Below are 14,884 nucleotides of genomic sequence, written 5' to 3'. Positions count from 1 at the left end.
CACAAATATCGCCACTTCTGTTGACTGCGACCGGAATCGGGGGCCTAATTAAAGATGTGGGGTGAGGCAGTTAATCCTTCAGGGGAGGGCGTCATCATGGGCAACATTTTAATCCCGTCGATTGAACAGCGATTGCACGGCTTGATGGAGGTTGGCCGGAGGAACCTGCACGAACATGGCATGGAGCGGGCCAACCCGACGGTGACCATAACCCGCGAGTTCGGCTGCGAGGGGTACCCGGTGGCGGAAAGGCTGCAGGGCATCCTCGAGAAGCGCAGCGGCAAGACCTGGGTGGTCATGGACCGGGCCCTGCTCGACGCGGTGGCCAAGGACCATAACCTTTCCGAAGGAATCCTGCGCAACCTGGGCACCAAGAACCGTTTCCTCGACGACATGCTCTCCAGTTTCTCCTCGCGCTGGAAAAGCGACAAGGACTACTACCGCCTGCTCTGCCGCCAGATCGTGGCGCTGGCCACCGAGGGAAACGTAATCCTGGTGGGAAGGGGTGCTTCCATCCTCACCCAGAACACCGGCAACTGCTACCACTTTCGCATCATCGCACCCATGAGCTTCAAAGTGAAGGCTGTGGCCACCCGCTGCGGGATCTCCGCGGACCAGGCGCAGGACATGGTCACGGAGAAGCAGCGCCAGCGCGATGCTTTCCTGAAGGACTTCCTGGGGCGCGATATCGTCGACCCGACCCTGTACCACCTGGTCTTCAACAACGCCCGCCTGTCGGCGCAGCGGATCGCGGATATTATGGCCGACGTCGTCATGCCGACGACGCGCGACTAGCCCATTACCTCCTTTGCTGAGAACTGGGTGGGGTCCGAAGGGTACAGGGTTACCAGCGCCACTTCGGGAGGGTTGTTGATGCGGATCGGGACCCCACTCTCCCCCAGACCGCCGTTGACGATCATGGTGCTCTTCCCTTGTCGGTACAGGCCGTAATCCCACCTTGGCAGGTAACCCATGAAGGGAACGTAGAGGGCGCCGATCAAGGGGACGCGGATCTGTCCCCCGTGGGTGTGGCCAACCAGCATCAGGTCCACACCGTCCTGCACCGCCTGCGGGAAGGGGTGCGGCGAATGGGCCAGCAGCAGGCGCGGTTGGCGGGTATCAGTACGGCTTAGCGCCTGCGTCAAGTTCGCCCTTCCGGTTACGGGATCGTCCACCCCGGCCACCCAGAGCCGGTCCTCCCCACCTCGCAGCAGCTCCGCTTCGTTGGTCAGCACCCTGACACCAGCCTGTTCCAGTTCCGCGTTGACTTGCGGTGCCAGTTGCGCGCCCCATTCGTGATTGCCGCTCACCGAGAAGATCGGGCTCTTGGAAAAGCTGCGAATTCCCCTGATCAATTCGAGGGCTGCCTCCACCCTTGGCGAGGTCCGCAGCACCAGGTCTCCCGTGACGGCCACGAGGTCAAAGTGCAATGGACGCAGTATCGCAAGCAGATCCTCACCGTGGTCCCCGAATTCCTTGTCGTGCAGGTCGGTGATATGCAGGATGGTGAAGCCGTGGAAAGGTGGGGGTAGGTTGTGCACCGGCACCCGGTAGCGCCGCACCGCCACCGAAACCCGCTGGTAGTAGAGGTAGGGAAAAAAGGCGATCCCGCCGGCTAGGAATGCGCGCCTGCTGATAGCTGTCATAAACGCACCTCCGGAATCAGCCGGAGATTATACCAAGGAGGCCCAGGTTGTCGTTCCGCGACCTGCAAGGGCGAACAATTATTCTCCCTTACGGCGGCCCCGGACCTCGCTAGCCATCGGGCGGTGTGGGTGGGGCTTTGGCAGGGCAAATAGTTATTTGCCAGTAGCAATCTCTTTCGGGATTACGGGTGCTCCCGTTCGTCCTCTTGTCGGCACCTTTTGACTTCCCCATTGCCGGACGCTATCATGGCCGGACTCGAAGAAGGGAGGGGGCAATGGCTGATTTTGCGGTGAGCGAGGAAAAGAACCGCTGGCTGAAGGCGAAGATGGAACAGCTCGGGATCGCGGAGAAGGACCTGGAGGAGCGCTTTGTCCATTCCTCAGGCCGCGGCGGTCAGCACGTCAACAAGAGCTCGTCCTGCGTCTACCTGAAACACCTCCCCAGCGGGCTGGAAGTGAAATGCATGGAATCGCGCAGCCAGTCACTGAACCGGTTCCTGGCGCGGCGGCTGCTGCTGGAGAAGATCGAGGGGGCCGGCGGCGGCATGACCAAGAAAGAATTGGCTGCGGAAAAGCTGAAAAGGCAGAAGGCTCGCAGAAAGCGGCGCAGCGGTGCCAAGTATGGCACCGATACTGCAAAAGATGTTGACCAAGGCCCGGAAACGGGGTCTGTAGCGTCAACTATCCGGAATGAGAGCCAATAATTTGACCACCTTCAGCCGTGGAATCCCTGTAGGTTCCAGTTGTTCGGGCGCCGCCCCGGCTATAAAGGACGGAAAAAATAAAGTTGACAAGGTAACGAGGGGAAGGGTATAAATTCTCAATATCCTCAATAAGACCTTTTGCAGACACCTTTTAATACCCCAATTTTTTTCTCATACCGAACCGGTACCGACACCTCAAGAATAAATTCAAGGCGTACTTACTCACAGATCCTTTACACGATAGCGCTCGTCAGGCACGCCTCGCATGTTACCCATGCCGCATCGGTGAGACATTCCCATATTCCCAGTCAGGCATTTTGCCGTTAGATCTATATTTGCGCCATATCAGGAGAACAGATGAACCTACAGGAACTTAAAGAAAAGAAAATCAACGATCTCACGGCCATTGCCAAGGCGTTGAACATCGAGGGGGCGTCCAGTCTCAGGAAACAGGACCTGATCTTCGCTATCCTCAACGCCCAGACCGAGAAGAACGGCATGATCTTCGGCGAGGGGGTCCTCGAGACCCTGCCTGACGGGTTCGGCTTCCTGAGGGCGCCGGATTACAACTATCTGCCGGGTCCGGACGACATCTACGTGTCGCCGTCCCAGATCCGCCGCTTCAACCTGCATACCGGCGACACCGTTGCCGGCCAGATCAGGCCGCCCAAAGAAGGGGAGCGTTACTTCGCGCTCCTGAAGGTCGAGACCGTCAATCACGAGTCTCCCGAGGTCGCCCGCGACAAGATCCTCTTCGACAACCTGACCCCGCTCTACCCGGAAGAGAAGCTCATCCTCGAGACCACCCCGGACAACATGTCGAGCCGTGTCATGGAGCTGGTCGCACCGATCGGCAAGGGGCAGAGGGGCCTGATCGTCGCTCCGCCGCGCACCGGCAAGACCATGCTGATCCAGAACATCGCCAACTCCATCGCGCTGAACCATCCCGAGGTGTTCCTGATCGTCCTCTTGATCGACGAGCGCCCGGAAGAGGTTACCGACATGCAGCGCTCCGTTAAGGGTGAGGTCATCTCCTCCACCTTCGACGAGCCGGCCTCCCGCCACATCCAGGTGGCCGAGATGGTCATCGAGAAGGCCAAGCGCCTGGTCGAGCACAAGCGCGACGTCGTTATCCTGCTCGACTCCATCACCCGTCTGGCCCGCGCCTACAACACCGTGATCCCGCCCTCCGGCAAGATCCTCTCCGGTGGTGTCGACTCCAACGCCCTGCACAAGCCGAAGCGCTTCTTCGGCGCGGCGCGTAACATCGAGGAAGGGGGCTCGCTCACCATCATCGCCACTGCCCTGGTCGATACCGGCTCCAAGATGGACGAGGTCATCTTCGAAGAGTTCAAGGGCACCGGCAACATGGAGCTCCACCTGGACCGCAAGCTGGTCGAGAAGAGGACCTTCCCCGCCATCGACATCAACAAGTCGGGCACCAGGAAAGAAGAACTCCTTATCCCGCAGGCCTCTTTGAACCGCATCTGGATCCTCCGGAAGGTGCTCCATCCCATGAACGTGGTCGATTCCATGGAGTTCCTGATCTCCAAGCTGCAGGGGACCAAGACCAACCAGGCCTTCCTCGATTCCATGAGCAAGTAAAAAAGTGTTGAAATCTTGCAGTGAAGGTGCTATTTATGACTACTTTCCGGCAAGAACATCAAAGTTAGATAACGGGGTGCGCCCCGCCAGGAGGAAGATATGAAAGAAGGGATCCACCCCAAGTACGAAGAAATTACCGTAAAGTGCCTGTGCGGTAACCAGTTCCAGACCCGTTCCACCAAAGCGGAGATCTCCACCGAGATCTGCTCGCAGTGCCACCCGTTCTACACCGGCAAGCAGAAGCTCATCGACACCGCAGGCCGTGTCGAGCGCTTCCGCAAGAGATACAACCTGGAGAAGTAGGCTTTCGCGGTTGCGAATCCGTTCGGAGGGGATTTTGTCTATGGCGAAATCCCCTTGTTTCGTTTTCTATGGCCCGATTGCAAAACAACGCAGCATGTGAAGGATCTTCATGAAGGTTGCCCTTCTGCAGCACACCCCCGATCCCGAGTTGACCATCGCCCTGGCCGCCCGGCTCTGCTATTCGTCGGCCGACATCGAGGCGCTCAAGGACAAACTCTCCGGCGCTGACGTCAAAAAATTCCTGGACAAGATCATGTCGCTTGGGCACCAGTCGGTGCTGGAGCACGCCTCCTTCACCTTCGGTGTGGACGGGATCTCGCGCGTCACCAGCCACCAGCTGGTACGGCACCGGGTCGCCTCTTTCTCCCAGCAGTCCCAACGCTACGTTTCGCACAAGGAGCGCTTCGCGGTGGTTACGCCGCAGTCCATCGCGGACAATCCCAAGCACCTGGAGCTCTTCGAGGCCCAGGTCGCCTCGCTGCACGCGGCCTATGCCGCCCTGGTCGAGGCGGGTGTTCCGGCCGAGGATGCGCGCTACCTGCTCCCTAATGCCACCGAAACCAAGATCATCATCACCATGAACGCCCGGGAGCTTCTGCACTTCTTTGCCGTGCGCTGCTGCGAGCGGGCCCAGTGGGAGATCCGCGCCATGGCCATCGAGATGCTCCGTCTCGTGAAGCCTGTGGCGCCCACCGTTTTCGACAAGGCCGGCCCCGGATGTCTTGCCGGCCCCTGCCCCGAAGGTGCCATGTGCTGCGGCAAGATGGCCGATGTCAGGGAATTCTTCCGGGAGATGTAGGCCCACCCATTCCGGTTTCTCAGATTTTCTCAGTGTCTCCGTGGCTAAGGGTTTTACGAGGTAATACGTGTCAAAGATAAACATAGGCGGACAGGCGGTTCTGGAAGGTGTCATGATGCGGGCTCCGCGCTCGATGGCCATCGCGGTGAGAAGGCCCGACGGCGACATCTCGGTTAAGAGCGAGACGGTGATCCCGCTTTCCGAGCGTTTCCCCATCACCAAGCTCCCCATCGTCCGTGGAGCGGTGGCGCTCTTCTCGTCGCTCATCATCGGCATCAAGGCGCTCAACTTCTCCGCCAACGAGGCGCTCGCAGAGGACGAGGAGAAGGAAGAGGTCAACAGCTGGGCCATCGCCGGCACCATGGCCGCGGCCTTCGGCTTCGGCATCCTGCTCTTCTTCATCCTGCCGCTCTACCTGACCAAGCTGCTCGTCCCGATCATCGGCGACTCCAACATCGTTTTCAACCTGGTTGACGGCGTGATCCGGGTCGCGGTGTTCCTGATCTACATCATCGGCATCTCGCGCATGAAGGACATCCAGCGGGTGTTCCAGTACCACGGCGCCGAGCACAAGTCGATTTTCACCTTCGAGGCGGGCGAGGAGCTCACCGTCGACAACGTGAGGAAGTACAGCTGCCTGCACCCGCGTTGCGGCACCAGCTTCCTCTTGATCGTCATGCTGGTGAGCATCGTGGTGTTCTCCCTGATCCCGAAGCTGTGGCCCTTCTACTTCAAGGCCGGGTCCAGGGTGATCCTGCTGCCGATGATCGCCGGGCTTTCCTACGAGGTCCTCAAGTGGACGGCGAAGCACGACAACCACGCGCTGGTGAGAATGGTGATCGCCCCGGGTCTCGCCCTGCAGCGGCTGACCACCCGCGAGCCCGACGATTCCCAGATCGAAGTCGCCATCAAGTCGATGCAGGTGGCCCTCGAACTGAACGACGGCTTCAAGGACGATCGGCTCGTCGTGTAAATGAACTTCTCCCGCAAGGGGGGGTGACTAATTAAAATGAGGCCGTTGGCCTGTTGAGGAATATCGCATGTCCATGTTCGACAAAATAGCAGATCTTGAAACCCGTTTCGGCGAGCTGGAATCGCTCCTCTCCGATCCGGAGGTGCTCGCGAACCAGGTGGAGTTCCGGAAGCTCTCCAAGGAGCACGCCGGTCTGTCCGAGCTGATCGCGGCCTACCGCGAGTACAAAAAGGTGCTCTCCGACATCGAAGGCAACCAGGAGCTCCTGAAGGAGCCGGACCAGGAGATGCGCGAGATGGCCCAGGCCGAGCTCGAAACCCTGGAGGAGCGCCGCGAGCAGCTGGAAAGCGAGATCCAACTGCTCTTGCTCCCCAAGGACCCCAACGACGACAAGAGCGTCGTGCTCGAGATCCGTGCTGGCACCGGCGGCGACGAGTCCGCCCTCTTCGCGGGCGACCTGTTCCGCATGTACAGCCGCTTCGCCGAGACGAACCGCTGGAAGGTTGAGGTGATCTCCGCCTCCGAATCCGAGCGCGGCGGCTTCAAAGAGGTGATCGCCCTGGTCGAGGGCGACGGCGTCTTCGCGAAGCTGAAGTACGAGTCCGGCACCCATCGCGTACAGCGCGTTCCCGAGACCGAGGCGCAGGGTCGTATCCATACCTCCGCCTGCACCGTGGCGGTCATGCCCGAGGCCGAGGACGTCGACATCGACATCAACCCGGCCGACCTGAAGATCGACGTGTATCGTTCCTCCGGCGCGGGTGGCCAGCACGTCAACACCACCGACTCCGCGGTCAGGATCACCCACCTCCCGACCGGCACTGTCGTTGCCTGCCAGGAAGAGCGCAGCCAGATCAAGAACCGCGCGAAAGCGATGAAGGTCTTGAAGTCCAGGATCCTGGACAATATCGTGATGGAGCAGAACGCCAAGATGGCCGCCGACAGGAAGAGCCAGGTGGGCAGCGGCGACCGCAGCGAGCGTATCAGGACCTACAACTTCCCGCAGGGGCGCATGACCGATCACCGCATCGGGCTCACGCTGTATCGCCTCGATTCCATCATGGCCGGCGACATCGCCGAAATCGCCGACGCCCTGCGCGCCCACTACCAGATGGAAGCCCTGCAGGCTCAAAGCGAAGGTATGTAATCCCGCTGCCCGGCGCCGTGGTCACCACGGCATCGCATCCACAGCGCCCAGGTATTTTGACATGACCACCACCCCCGAAAAATGGGATGTCCTCAAGGTTCTCAATTGGACCAAAGGCTACCTTGCCGAGAAAGGCGTGGAAAACCCGCGTCTCGAAGCGGAGTGGATGCTGTGCGAGGCGCTCTCCCTGGACCGGGTCGGGCTCTACCTGAACTTCGACAAGCCTCTTTCCGACGCCGAGCTGGCCGCCTACCGCACCATGGTGGCGCGGCGCGGCAAGCGCGAGCCGCTGCAGTACATCCTGGGTACCCAGGAATTCATGGGGCTCGAGTTCCGAGTCACCCCGGCGGTCCTGATCCCGCGCCACGATACCGAGGTGCTGGTGACCGAGGCGATTAACCGGGCTACTGCCGCGAACAGCATCCTCGATATCGGCACCGGTAGCGGTTGCGTGGCGATTGCGCTTGCCAAGTCCATGCCGCAGGCCGAGGTCTGCACCGTGGACGTTTCCGCGGAAGCCCTCGAGGTGGCACGCGGTAACGCCGACCGTAACGAGGCCGCCGTGCAATTTTTCCAGGGCTCCCTGTTCGAACCGTTTGCGGGACGACGCTTCGACATGGTAGTATCCAACCCGCCCTATATTCCCAATTCCGAACTGGCCACGTTGCAGGCCGAAGTGCGCGGCTTCGAACCGATGGGCGCGCTCGACGGCGGGGCCGATGGTCTCGACTTCTACCGGCGGATCGTGGGCGACGCGCCCGGCTATCTGAACCCCGGCGGCTGGCTGATCTTCGAGGTCGGAGCCGGACAGGCACCCCAGGTGCTGGGGCTTTTGAAGGCCGGCGGTTTCGCCGGAGAAGCCTTCACCCAAACCGATCCCGCAGGCATCGAGCGCGTGGTCGGCGGCAGGCTGACCGCCTGAACATTTCCTTCCGCCCCTCGGGGCCTTGAACAAAAGAAAAGAGCACAGAGGTAACAGTGGAAAAACTGGTAATCAAAGGTGGCAACAAACTCTCCGGAGAAGTGACCGTCAGCGGGTCGAAGAACGCCGCCCTCCCCATATTCATCTCGACCATTCTGGCACCCGGGTGCCACACCATCAGTAACGTTCCCTTCCTGAGGGACATCAACACCACCATCAAGGTGCTGGAAAAACTGGGCGCCAGGGTCGACGGCCGCGGCAACGTGGTCAAGATCGACACCACCGACCTGAACAGCTGGGAAGCGACTTACGACCTGGTGCGCACCATGCGCGCGTCGGTCCTGGTTCTCGGCCCGCTTTTGGCCCGCTTCGGCCAGGCCCGCGTATCGCTCCCCGGCGGCTGCGCCATCGGCGCACGTCCCATCAACCTGCACCTCAAAGGCCTTGCCGCGCTGGGCGCCGAGATCACCCTGGAGCACGGCTATGTCGAGGCGAAAGCCAAGAAACTGAAAGGCGCCCGCATCAACTTCGACATCTCCACCGTCGGCGGCACCGAACAGCTCCTCATGGCGGCAGCCACCGCGCAGGGTGAGACCATCCTCGAAAACGCGGCCCGCGAGCCGGAGATCGTCGACCTTGCCGACATCCTTACCAAGATGGGCGCCAACATCGAGGGCGCCGGCACCGACACTATCCGCATCAAGGGGGTAGAGCAGTTGACGGCAGCCGAGCACGCCGTGATGCCGGACCGCATCGAGGCCGGGACCTTCATGATCGCCTCCGCCATCACCGGCGGCGACGTCAAGATCAAGAACATGCGCCTGGAGCACCTGGACGCGCTGACCTTCAAGCTGCAGGACGCCGGCGTGGAGATCATCAACAAGGACAACGTGGTCCGCGTCAAGGGGCCCAAGAAAATCCGCAACGTCAACATCAAGACCCGTCCCTACCCGGGCTTCCCGACCGACATGCAGGCCCAGTTCATGGCCCTCATGTGCATCGCGGAAGGTGCCAGCGTGATCTCCGAGAACATCTTCGAGAACCGCTTCATGCACGTCTCGGAGCTGCTGCGTTTCGGCGCGGACATCATCTGCGAGGGGAACAGCGCCACCGTGAAGGGCGTCAAGAAGCTCTCCGGCGCGCCGGTCATGGCCACCGACCTCAGGGCCTCCGCCTCCCTGATCCTCGCCGCCCTCGCCGCCGACAACACCAGCGAGATCTCAAGGATCTATCACCTGGACCGCGGTTACGAGAATATCGAGAAGAAGCTCGCCGGCCTCGGCGCGGATATCGTCCGCGTCCCGGATGTTGACGCGCCGTAGCAATTACCGGGGGGGCACAACACGCTGATGTTGTGCCCCCCAGCTTTACCCCCGGCGGATTCCCCGGGTCCGACAAATGCCATGCTCCCACGGAGTTTTTAAAATGACCGACTACGTCACCATCGCCATCCCGAAAGGCCGCATCCTGCAGGACTCCGTTGCCCTGTTCAAGAAGATCGGCATCGACTGTGAAGAGCTCCTCTCCGACACCCGCAAGCTGGTCTTCGAGAACCACGAGCAGAAGATGCGCTACATGATCGTGCGCGCCACCGACGTCCCCACCTACGTGGAGTACGGCTGCGCCGACCTCGGCATCGTCGGCAAGGACACCCTGATGGAGGCGGAGAAGGATCTCTATGAACCGCTCGACCTGAAGTTCGGCTACTGCCGCCTGATGGTCGCCGAGCCGGTCGAGCTCTCCAGCAAGGACGATCCTGCCGCCTGGAACAACATCAGAATCGCCACCAAGTACCCCAACGTCACCGAGAAGTATTTCGCGGCCAAGGGCGTGCAGGTCGAGCTGATCAAGCTCTACGGCTCTATCGAGTTGGCCCCGCTGGTCGGCCTCTCCGAGCGCATCGTTGACCTTGTTTCCACCGGCGAGACGCTGAAGCAAAACGGCTTGGCCGAGATTGAGACCATCGCCGAGATCACCTGCCGCCTGATCGTCAACCGGGCGAGCCTCAAGACCAAGCACGAGCGCATCTCCAAGATCATCGAAGGGCTGGAGCAGCATATATAAGAAAATAGGTGCGGAGGGTTCGCCAACCTTCTCCAAGCTCAATCCAGCTTCCCCTTTTGCAAAGGGGGATTTGACTTCGTTGCAGCCAGGATGCCGTGGCCACCTGGGCTAAATCCCCCCTGTCCCCCCTTCGCAAAGGGGGGTAAATGCCAGACTATATAAAATTTATTGCCACCATTCGCGAGGTTTAAAGATGCAGTTCCTCGACATCAGGGAAGCAGATTTTCAGGCGAAGTTCGATGCCATTGTTGAACGTGGCGAGGAGTCGGGGCGCGAGGTCGAAGAGGTGGTGCTGGGCATCATCTCGGATGTGCGCAAGCGCGGCGACGAGGCGCTCCTTGAGTACACCCGCCGTTTTGACCGGGTCGAGTGCGACGCGGCTGGGCTAGAGATCACCGAGGAAGAGTTCGCCAAGGCGTTCGCCCAAGTGGACGAGAAGGACCTCGCGGCGCTGAAGCTCGCCGTCGAGCGCGTCGCCCGCTACCACGAGAAGCAGAAGCAGCAGACTTGGCTTTCCACTGAGGAAGCCGACATCATGCTGGGGCAGAAGGTGACACCGCTCGCCAAAGTGGGCATCTACGTCCCCGGCGGCAAGGCCTGCTATCCCTCCAGCGTCATCATGAACGCCGTTCCCGCCAAGGTTGCCGGCGTCGGCGAGATCATCATGGTCGTCCCCACTCCGGGCGGCGAAACCAACGCACACGTGCTGGTCGCTGCCAAGCTTGCCGGCGTGGACCGCGTCTTCCGCATCGGCGGCGCTCAGGCCGTCGCTGCACTCGCCTACGGCACCGCCACCGTCCCCAGGGTCGACAAGATCACCGGCCCGGGCAACATCTACGTCGCCACCGCGAAGAAGCTGGTTTTCGGCCAGGTCGGCATCGACATGATCGCCGGCCCGAGCGAGATCCTGGTCATCAACGACGGCAGCGGCAATCCGACCCACATCGCGGCCGACCTTCTGTCCCAGGCCGAGCACGACGAACTCGCCTCCTCTGTCCTGATCACCACCGACCGTGGCTTCGGTGAGAAGGCGGCGGCGGAAGTAGAGCGCCAATTGAAGGAACTGTCCCGCGAAGCGATCGCCCGCAAGTCCTGGGAATCCTTCGGGGTCATCATCGTTGCCGGCAACCTGGAAGAGGCCATTGCCTTCTCCAATCGCATCGCCCCGGAGCACCTGGAACTTGCCGTGGAGAACCCTTTCGAGATCATGCCGCTTATCACCAATGCCGGCGCAATCTTCATGGGGCACTACACCCCCGAGGCCTCCGGCGACTACCTGGCCGGCCCCAACCACACCCTTCCGACCGGCGGCACGGCACGCTTCTTCTCGCCCCTCTCGGTGGATGACTTCGTCAAGAAAAGCTCCCTCATCTATTTCACCAAGGGCGGCCTGCAGCGGGTCGGCAAGGACATCGTCCGGATCGCAACGCTGGAAGGGCTGGAGGCCCACGGCAAGTCGGTCAGCTTCAGGCTCGACAGCTAGTTTGGAATTCATTGCGGCTTTGATCATCTAATTCAAGGAGGCAGCATGGCCCGGTCGGCAAACATCGAACGCATCACCAAGGAGACGCAGATCAAGCTCTCCCTCGAAATCGACGGCAAAGGCGAGGCGCAGGTCTGCACCTCGGTTCCTTTCCTGGACCACATGCTGGACCTTTTCGCCAGGCACGGCCTCTTCAACCTCAAGGTTGAAGCGCACGGCGACATCGACATTGACTTCCATCACACCGTCGAGGACATCGGCATCGTGCTCGGTTCGGCCTTCAAGGAAGCGCTGGGCGACAAGTGCGGCATCCGCCGCTACGGCCAGGCCACCGTGCCGATGGACGAGACCCTTGCCAGCGTCGCTACCGACCTCTCCGGTCGTCCTTACCTGGTCTACAACGTTCAGCTCCCCAAGGTGAAGATCGGCGATTTCGACGTCGAGCTGGTGCGCGAGTTCTTCCAGGGCTTCGTGAACCACTGCGGCGCGAACCTCCACATCAACGTCATGTACGGCGACAACGTGCACCACATCCTGGAAGCCTGCTTCAAGGCCGCCGCCCGCGCGCTGGACATGGCGACCCAGATGGATTCCCGAATCGAAGGGGTTATGTCCACCAAGGGCAAGCTGTAAAGGCGGCCCTCACCCCAGCCCTCTCCCGGAGGGCGAGGGGGAGAGTCCATCCCTTCCCCCGCCGGGGGAAGGTGCCCCGAAGGGGCGGATGAGGGCGCTGGCATCTCCTCAAATCTCGCCCTAGCAACAAAAACTGGTAGCAAGTGACAGGCACTGCAACGTGCCGGAAGGATAGATAGATGATCGCGATCATAGATTACGGCATGGGCAATCTGCGCTCCGTGCAGAAAGGGTTCGAGAAGGTTGGCTACGAGGCTGTGGTCACCACGGACTCGAAGGTGCTTCTGGACGCCGAGCGCGTCGTGCTCCCGGGCGTCGGGGCCTTCCGCGACTGCATCAGGAACCTGGAGGAGGGGGGCTTCGTCGAGCCGATCCTTAAGGTGATCAAGGAAGGCAAACCCTTCCTCGGCATATGCCTCGGCCTGCAGCTCCTCTTCACCGAGAGTGAGGAATTCGGCATCCACAAGGGGCTGGATATCATCCCCGGCAAGGTGCTCCGTTTCCCGGAAGGGATGGAGCAGGCGGGTGAGGAACTGAAGGTGCCGCACATGGGCTGGAACCAACTCGACATCAAGCGCCCCTCGCCGCTGTTCAACGGCGTCGACAACGGCTCCAACGTCTACTTCGTGCACTCCTACTACGTGAAGCCGAACGACGAGAGCGTGGTGGCGGCGACCACCAACTACGGCATCGACTTCTGCGCCGCCATCTGGCGCGACAACGTCGTAGCCGCCCAGTTCCACCCGGAGAAGTCCCAGGACAAGGGGCTCGCCATGCTCAAGAACTTCGCGGCAATGAACTAGCCTTCGCCCGGGTAGTTTGTCTCCCCTCGCCCTCCGGGAGAGGGGCGGGGGTGAGGGCAATGCAATCTGCAATAATGTCGCTCCATGGCAAATCCCTCACTCGGCCTCCGGCCACCCTCCCCCGGAGGGGGAGGGGGTTTGACAGGGGTGAGAATTGAAATATCGATGAGGAATTGAAATGATCATTATTCCGGCAATAGATCTGAAGAATGGCTGCTGCGTCCGCCTTGAGCAGGGGCTGATGGAGAAGGACACGGTTTTCAACGATGATCCGGGCGCACAGGCGGCCGAGTGGCAGCGCCAGGGCGGCGAGATCCTGCACATCGTCGACCTGGACGGCGCCTTCGCCGGCGAGCCGAAGAACCGCTCCGCCATCGAGTCCATCGTGAAATCCGTCACCATCCCGACCCAGCTCGGCGGCGGCATCCGCGACATCGCCACCATCGAAGCCTATCTCTCCCTCGGCATCGGCCGCGTCATCATCGGCACCGCCGCGCAGAGAAATCCTGCTTTCGTGAAGGAAGCCTGCGCCAAGTTCCCCGGCAAGATCGTGGTCGGCATCGACGCCAAGAACGGCATGGTCGCGGTCCAGGGTTGGGCCGAGGTGACCGGCATCACGGCCACCGAGCTCGCCAGGCAGTTCGAGGGTGACGGCGTCTCCGCCATCATCTACACCGACATCAGCCGCGACGGCATGATGCAGGGGCCGAACATCGAGGCGACCAAGGCGCTGGCCGAAGCCATCAACATCCCGGTGATCGCTTCCGGCGGCCTCTCGTCGCTGAAGGACATCGAGAACCTGATCGCGATCGAGTCCTCCGGTGTCACCGGCGTCATCACCGGCAAGGCCATCTACTCCGGCGCCATCAACCTCGCCGAAGCCATCGCACTGACCAAGAAGCAGCGCTAAAACAAAGCTGGAGTTTTAAGATGCTTACAAAAAGAATCATCCCCTGCCTGGACGTAAAAGGTGGTCGTGTAGTTAAGGGGGTCCAGTTTCTGGGCCTGCGCGACGCGGGCGACCCGGTCGAGATCGCCGAGCTGTACGACCAGCAGGGCGCCGACGAGTTGACCTTCCTCGACATCACCGCTTCCTCCGACGAGCGCGACATCATCATCGACGTGGTGCGCAGGACAGCGGAGCGCGTGTTCATGCCGCTCACCGTCGGCGGCGGCGTCCGCACCGTCGACGACATCCGGCGCCTGCTCAACGCAGGTGCCGACAAGGTCTCCATCAACACCGCGGCGGTGCACCGTCCCGAGTTCGTGAACGAGGCGGCGGAGCGGTTCGGCTCGCAGTGCACCGTGGTTGCCATCGACGCCCGCTCCCGCGCCAATGGCGGCTGGGAGGTCTACACCCACGGCGGCCGCAACCCGACCGGCATCGACGCCATCGAGTGGGCGCAGCGCATGGAAGAGCTGGGCGCCGGCGAGATCCTGCTCACCAGCATGGACCGTGACGGCACCAAGGACGGCTACGATCTGCCGCTCACCCGCGCGGTGGTCGACGCGGTCAGCATCCCGGTCATTGCCTCGGGCGGGGTCGGCGGGCTGTCGCACCTCTACGACGGTTTCACCCAGGCCGGCGCCAGCGCCTGCCTGGCCGCATCCATCTTCCACTACCGTGAGTACACCATCGAGGAAGCCAAGACCTATCTCCGCGAGCGCGGCGTGCCTGTCAGGCTCTAATCCCTTGACTATTCTTGCTCCCTCCCCCGGAGGGGGAGGGCAGGATGGGGGGATGGTTTTGTCCTGCTAGCATAGCCCCCCTCCCAACCTCCCCCCTCCAGGGGGAGGAGCAA

At 61.4% G+C, this 14,884-nt stretch carries 16 protein-coding genes; 15 read left to right on the top strand and 1 reads right to left on the bottom strand.

Annotation, left to right across the window (positions count from 1 at the left end):
* Positions 1-96: 96 nt before the first annotated feature.
* Positions 97-795, top strand: coding sequence for a cytidylate kinase-like family protein (locus K7R21_RS12685; protein WP_224983678.1), 699 nt, complete (start codon positions 97-99; stop codon positions 793-795).
* Here K7R21_RS12685 and K7R21_RS12680 read toward each other — a convergent pair.
* Complete coding sequence (locus K7R21_RS12680) at positions 792-1,646, bottom strand: metallophosphoesterase (protein WP_224983677.1); 855 nt, start codon at positions 1,644-1,646, stop codon at positions 792-794. The genes K7R21_RS12685 and K7R21_RS12680 overlap by 4 nt on opposite strands.
* Before the next feature lie 275 nt (positions 1,647-1,921).
* Here K7R21_RS12680 and K7R21_RS12675 point away from each other — a divergent pair, with 275 nt between their 5' ends.
* From K7R21_RS12675 to hisF, 14 genes are all read left to right on the top strand, one after another.
* Positions 1,922-2,350: a peptide chain release factor family protein gene (locus K7R21_RS12675; protein ID WP_224983676.1), complete on the top strand. Its 429-nt coding sequence runs from the start codon at positions 1,922-1,924 to the stop codon at positions 2,348-2,350.
* Between the two features lie 357 nt (positions 2,351-2,707).
* Positions 2,708-3,955: a transcription termination factor Rho gene (gene rho, locus K7R21_RS12670; protein ID WP_135869296.1), complete on the top strand. Its 1,248-nt coding sequence runs from the start codon at positions 2,708-2,710 to the stop codon at positions 3,953-3,955.
* A 99-nt stretch (positions 3,956-4,054) separates the two neighbouring features.
* On the top strand, positions 4,055-4,258 hold the full coding sequence (gene rpmE / locus K7R21_RS12665; RefSeq protein ID WP_183349277.1) for a 50S ribosomal protein L31: 204 nt from the start codon (positions 4,055-4,057) through the stop codon (positions 4,256-4,258).
* A 109-nt stretch (positions 4,259-4,367) separates the two neighbouring features.
* A complete protein-coding gene (gene thyX / locus K7R21_RS12660) occupies positions 4,368-5,057 on the top strand; it encodes an FAD-dependent thymidylate synthase (RefSeq protein ID WP_224983675.1) in 690 nt (229 codons plus the stop codon).
* Between the two features lie 67 nt (positions 5,058-5,124).
* On the top strand, positions 5,125-6,030 hold the full coding sequence (locus tag K7R21_RS12655) for a DUF1385 domain-containing protein (protein ID WP_224983674.1): 906 nt from the start codon (positions 5,125-5,127) through the stop codon (positions 6,028-6,030).
* Positions 6,031-6,103: 73 nt separating this feature from the next.
* Positions 6,104-7,177, top strand: coding sequence for a peptide chain release factor 1 (prfA, locus tag K7R21_RS12650; protein WP_224984897.1), 1,074 nt, complete (start codon positions 6,104-6,106; stop codon positions 7,175-7,177).
* A gap of 61 nt (positions 7,178-7,238) precedes the next feature.
* On the top strand, positions 7,239-8,099 hold the full coding sequence (prmC, locus tag K7R21_RS12645) for a peptide chain release factor N(5)-glutamine methyltransferase (RefSeq protein ID WP_224983673.1): 861 nt from the start codon (positions 7,239-7,241) through the stop codon (positions 8,097-8,099).
* Between the two features lie 56 nt (positions 8,100-8,155).
* A complete protein-coding gene (gene murA, locus K7R21_RS12640; RefSeq protein ID WP_216499724.1) occupies positions 8,156-9,421 on the top strand; it encodes a UDP-N-acetylglucosamine 1-carboxyvinyltransferase in 1,266 nt (421 codons plus the stop codon).
* Positions 9,422-9,524: 103 nt separating this feature from the next.
* A complete protein-coding gene (gene hisG / locus K7R21_RS12635) occupies positions 9,525-10,163 on the top strand; it encodes an ATP phosphoribosyltransferase (protein ID WP_224983672.1) in 639 nt (212 codons plus the stop codon).
* Between the two features lie 193 nt (positions 10,164-10,356).
* Complete coding sequence (gene hisD / locus K7R21_RS12630) at positions 10,357-11,646, top strand: histidinol dehydrogenase (protein ID WP_224983671.1); 1,290 nt, start codon at positions 10,357-10,359, stop codon at positions 11,644-11,646.
* A gap of 45 nt (positions 11,647-11,691) precedes the next feature.
* Positions 11,692-12,279, top strand: coding sequence for an imidazoleglycerol-phosphate dehydratase HisB (gene hisB / locus K7R21_RS12625; RefSeq protein ID WP_224983670.1), 588 nt, complete (start codon positions 11,692-11,694; stop codon positions 12,277-12,279).
* Positions 12,280-12,458: 179 nt separating this feature from the next.
* Positions 12,459-13,082, top strand: coding sequence for an imidazole glycerol phosphate synthase subunit HisH (gene hisH, locus K7R21_RS12620; protein WP_224983669.1), 624 nt, complete (start codon positions 12,459-12,461; stop codon positions 13,080-13,082).
* Positions 13,083-13,260: 178 nt separating this feature from the next.
* The gene (gene hisA / locus K7R21_RS12615) at positions 13,261-13,992 is read left to right on the top strand and encodes a 1-(5-phosphoribosyl)-5-[(5-phosphoribosylamino)methylideneamino]imidazole-4-carboxamide isomerase (RefSeq protein ID WP_199395664.1); all 732 of its coding nucleotides are present in this window, start codon (positions 13,261-13,263) and stop codon (positions 13,990-13,992) included.
* A gap of 20 nt (positions 13,993-14,012) precedes the next feature.
* Entirely contained in the window at positions 14,013-14,771 is a 759-nt protein-coding gene (hisF, locus tag K7R21_RS12610; protein WP_224983668.1) for an imidazole glycerol phosphate synthase subunit HisF, read from the top strand.
* Positions 14,772-14,884: the final 113 nt, after the last annotated feature.

This window comes from Geomonas agri, assembly GCF_020179605.1.
Taxonomy (GTDB): Bacteria; Desulfobacterota; Desulfuromonadia; order Geobacterales; family Geobacteraceae; genus Geomonas; species Geomonas agri.
This window is presented reverse-complemented; position numbering and strand designations above follow the sequence as displayed.

What these genes read in the sequence shown, in the direction of transcription:
- K7R21_RS12685 (WP_224983678.1), top strand. Translation starts at nt 97, where the DNA reads ATGGGCAACATTTTAATCCCGTCGATTGAACAGCGATTGCACGGCTTG.
- K7R21_RS12680 (WP_224983677.1), bottom strand. Translation starts at nt 1,646, where the DNA reads ATGACAGCTATCAGCAGGCGCGCATTCCTAGCCGGCGGGATCGCCTTT.
- K7R21_RS12675 (WP_224983676.1), top strand. Translation starts at nt 1,922, where the DNA reads ATGGCTGATTTTGCGGTGAGCGAGGAAAAGAACCGCTGGCTGAAGGCG.
- rho (WP_135869296.1), top strand. Translation starts at nt 2,708, where the DNA reads ATGAACCTACAGGAACTTAAAGAAAAGAAAATCAACGATCTCACGGCC.
- rpmE (WP_183349277.1), top strand. Translation starts at nt 4,055, where the DNA reads ATGAAAGAAGGGATCCACCCCAAGTACGAAGAAATTACCGTAAAGTGC.
- thyX (WP_224983675.1), top strand. Translation starts at nt 4,368, where the DNA reads ATGAAGGTTGCCCTTCTGCAGCACACCCCCGATCCCGAGTTGACCATC.
- prfA (WP_224984897.1), top strand. Translation starts at nt 6,104, where the DNA reads ATGTTCGACAAAATAGCAGATCTTGAAACCCGTTTCGGCGAGCTGGAA.
- prmC (WP_224983673.1), top strand. Translation starts at nt 7,239, where the DNA reads ATGACCACCACCCCCGAAAAATGGGATGTCCTCAAGGTTCTCAATTGG.
- hisG (WP_224983672.1), top strand. Translation starts at nt 9,525, where the DNA reads ATGACCGACTACGTCACCATCGCCATCCCGAAAGGCCGCATCCTGCAG.
- hisD (WP_224983671.1), top strand. Translation starts at nt 10,357, where the DNA reads ATGCAGTTCCTCGACATCAGGGAAGCAGATTTTCAGGCGAAGTTCGAT.
- hisB (WP_224983670.1), top strand. Translation starts at nt 11,692, where the DNA reads ATGGCCCGGTCGGCAAACATCGAACGCATCACCAAGGAGACGCAGATC.
- hisH (WP_224983669.1), top strand. Translation starts at nt 12,459, where the DNA reads ATGATCGCGATCATAGATTACGGCATGGGCAATCTGCGCTCCGTGCAG.
- hisA (WP_199395664.1), top strand. Translation starts at nt 13,261, where the DNA reads ATGATCATTATTCCGGCAATAGATCTGAAGAATGGCTGCTGCGTCCGC.
- hisF (WP_224983668.1), top strand. Translation starts at nt 14,013, where the DNA reads ATGCTTACAAAAAGAATCATCCCCTGCCTGGACGTAAAAGGTGGTCGT.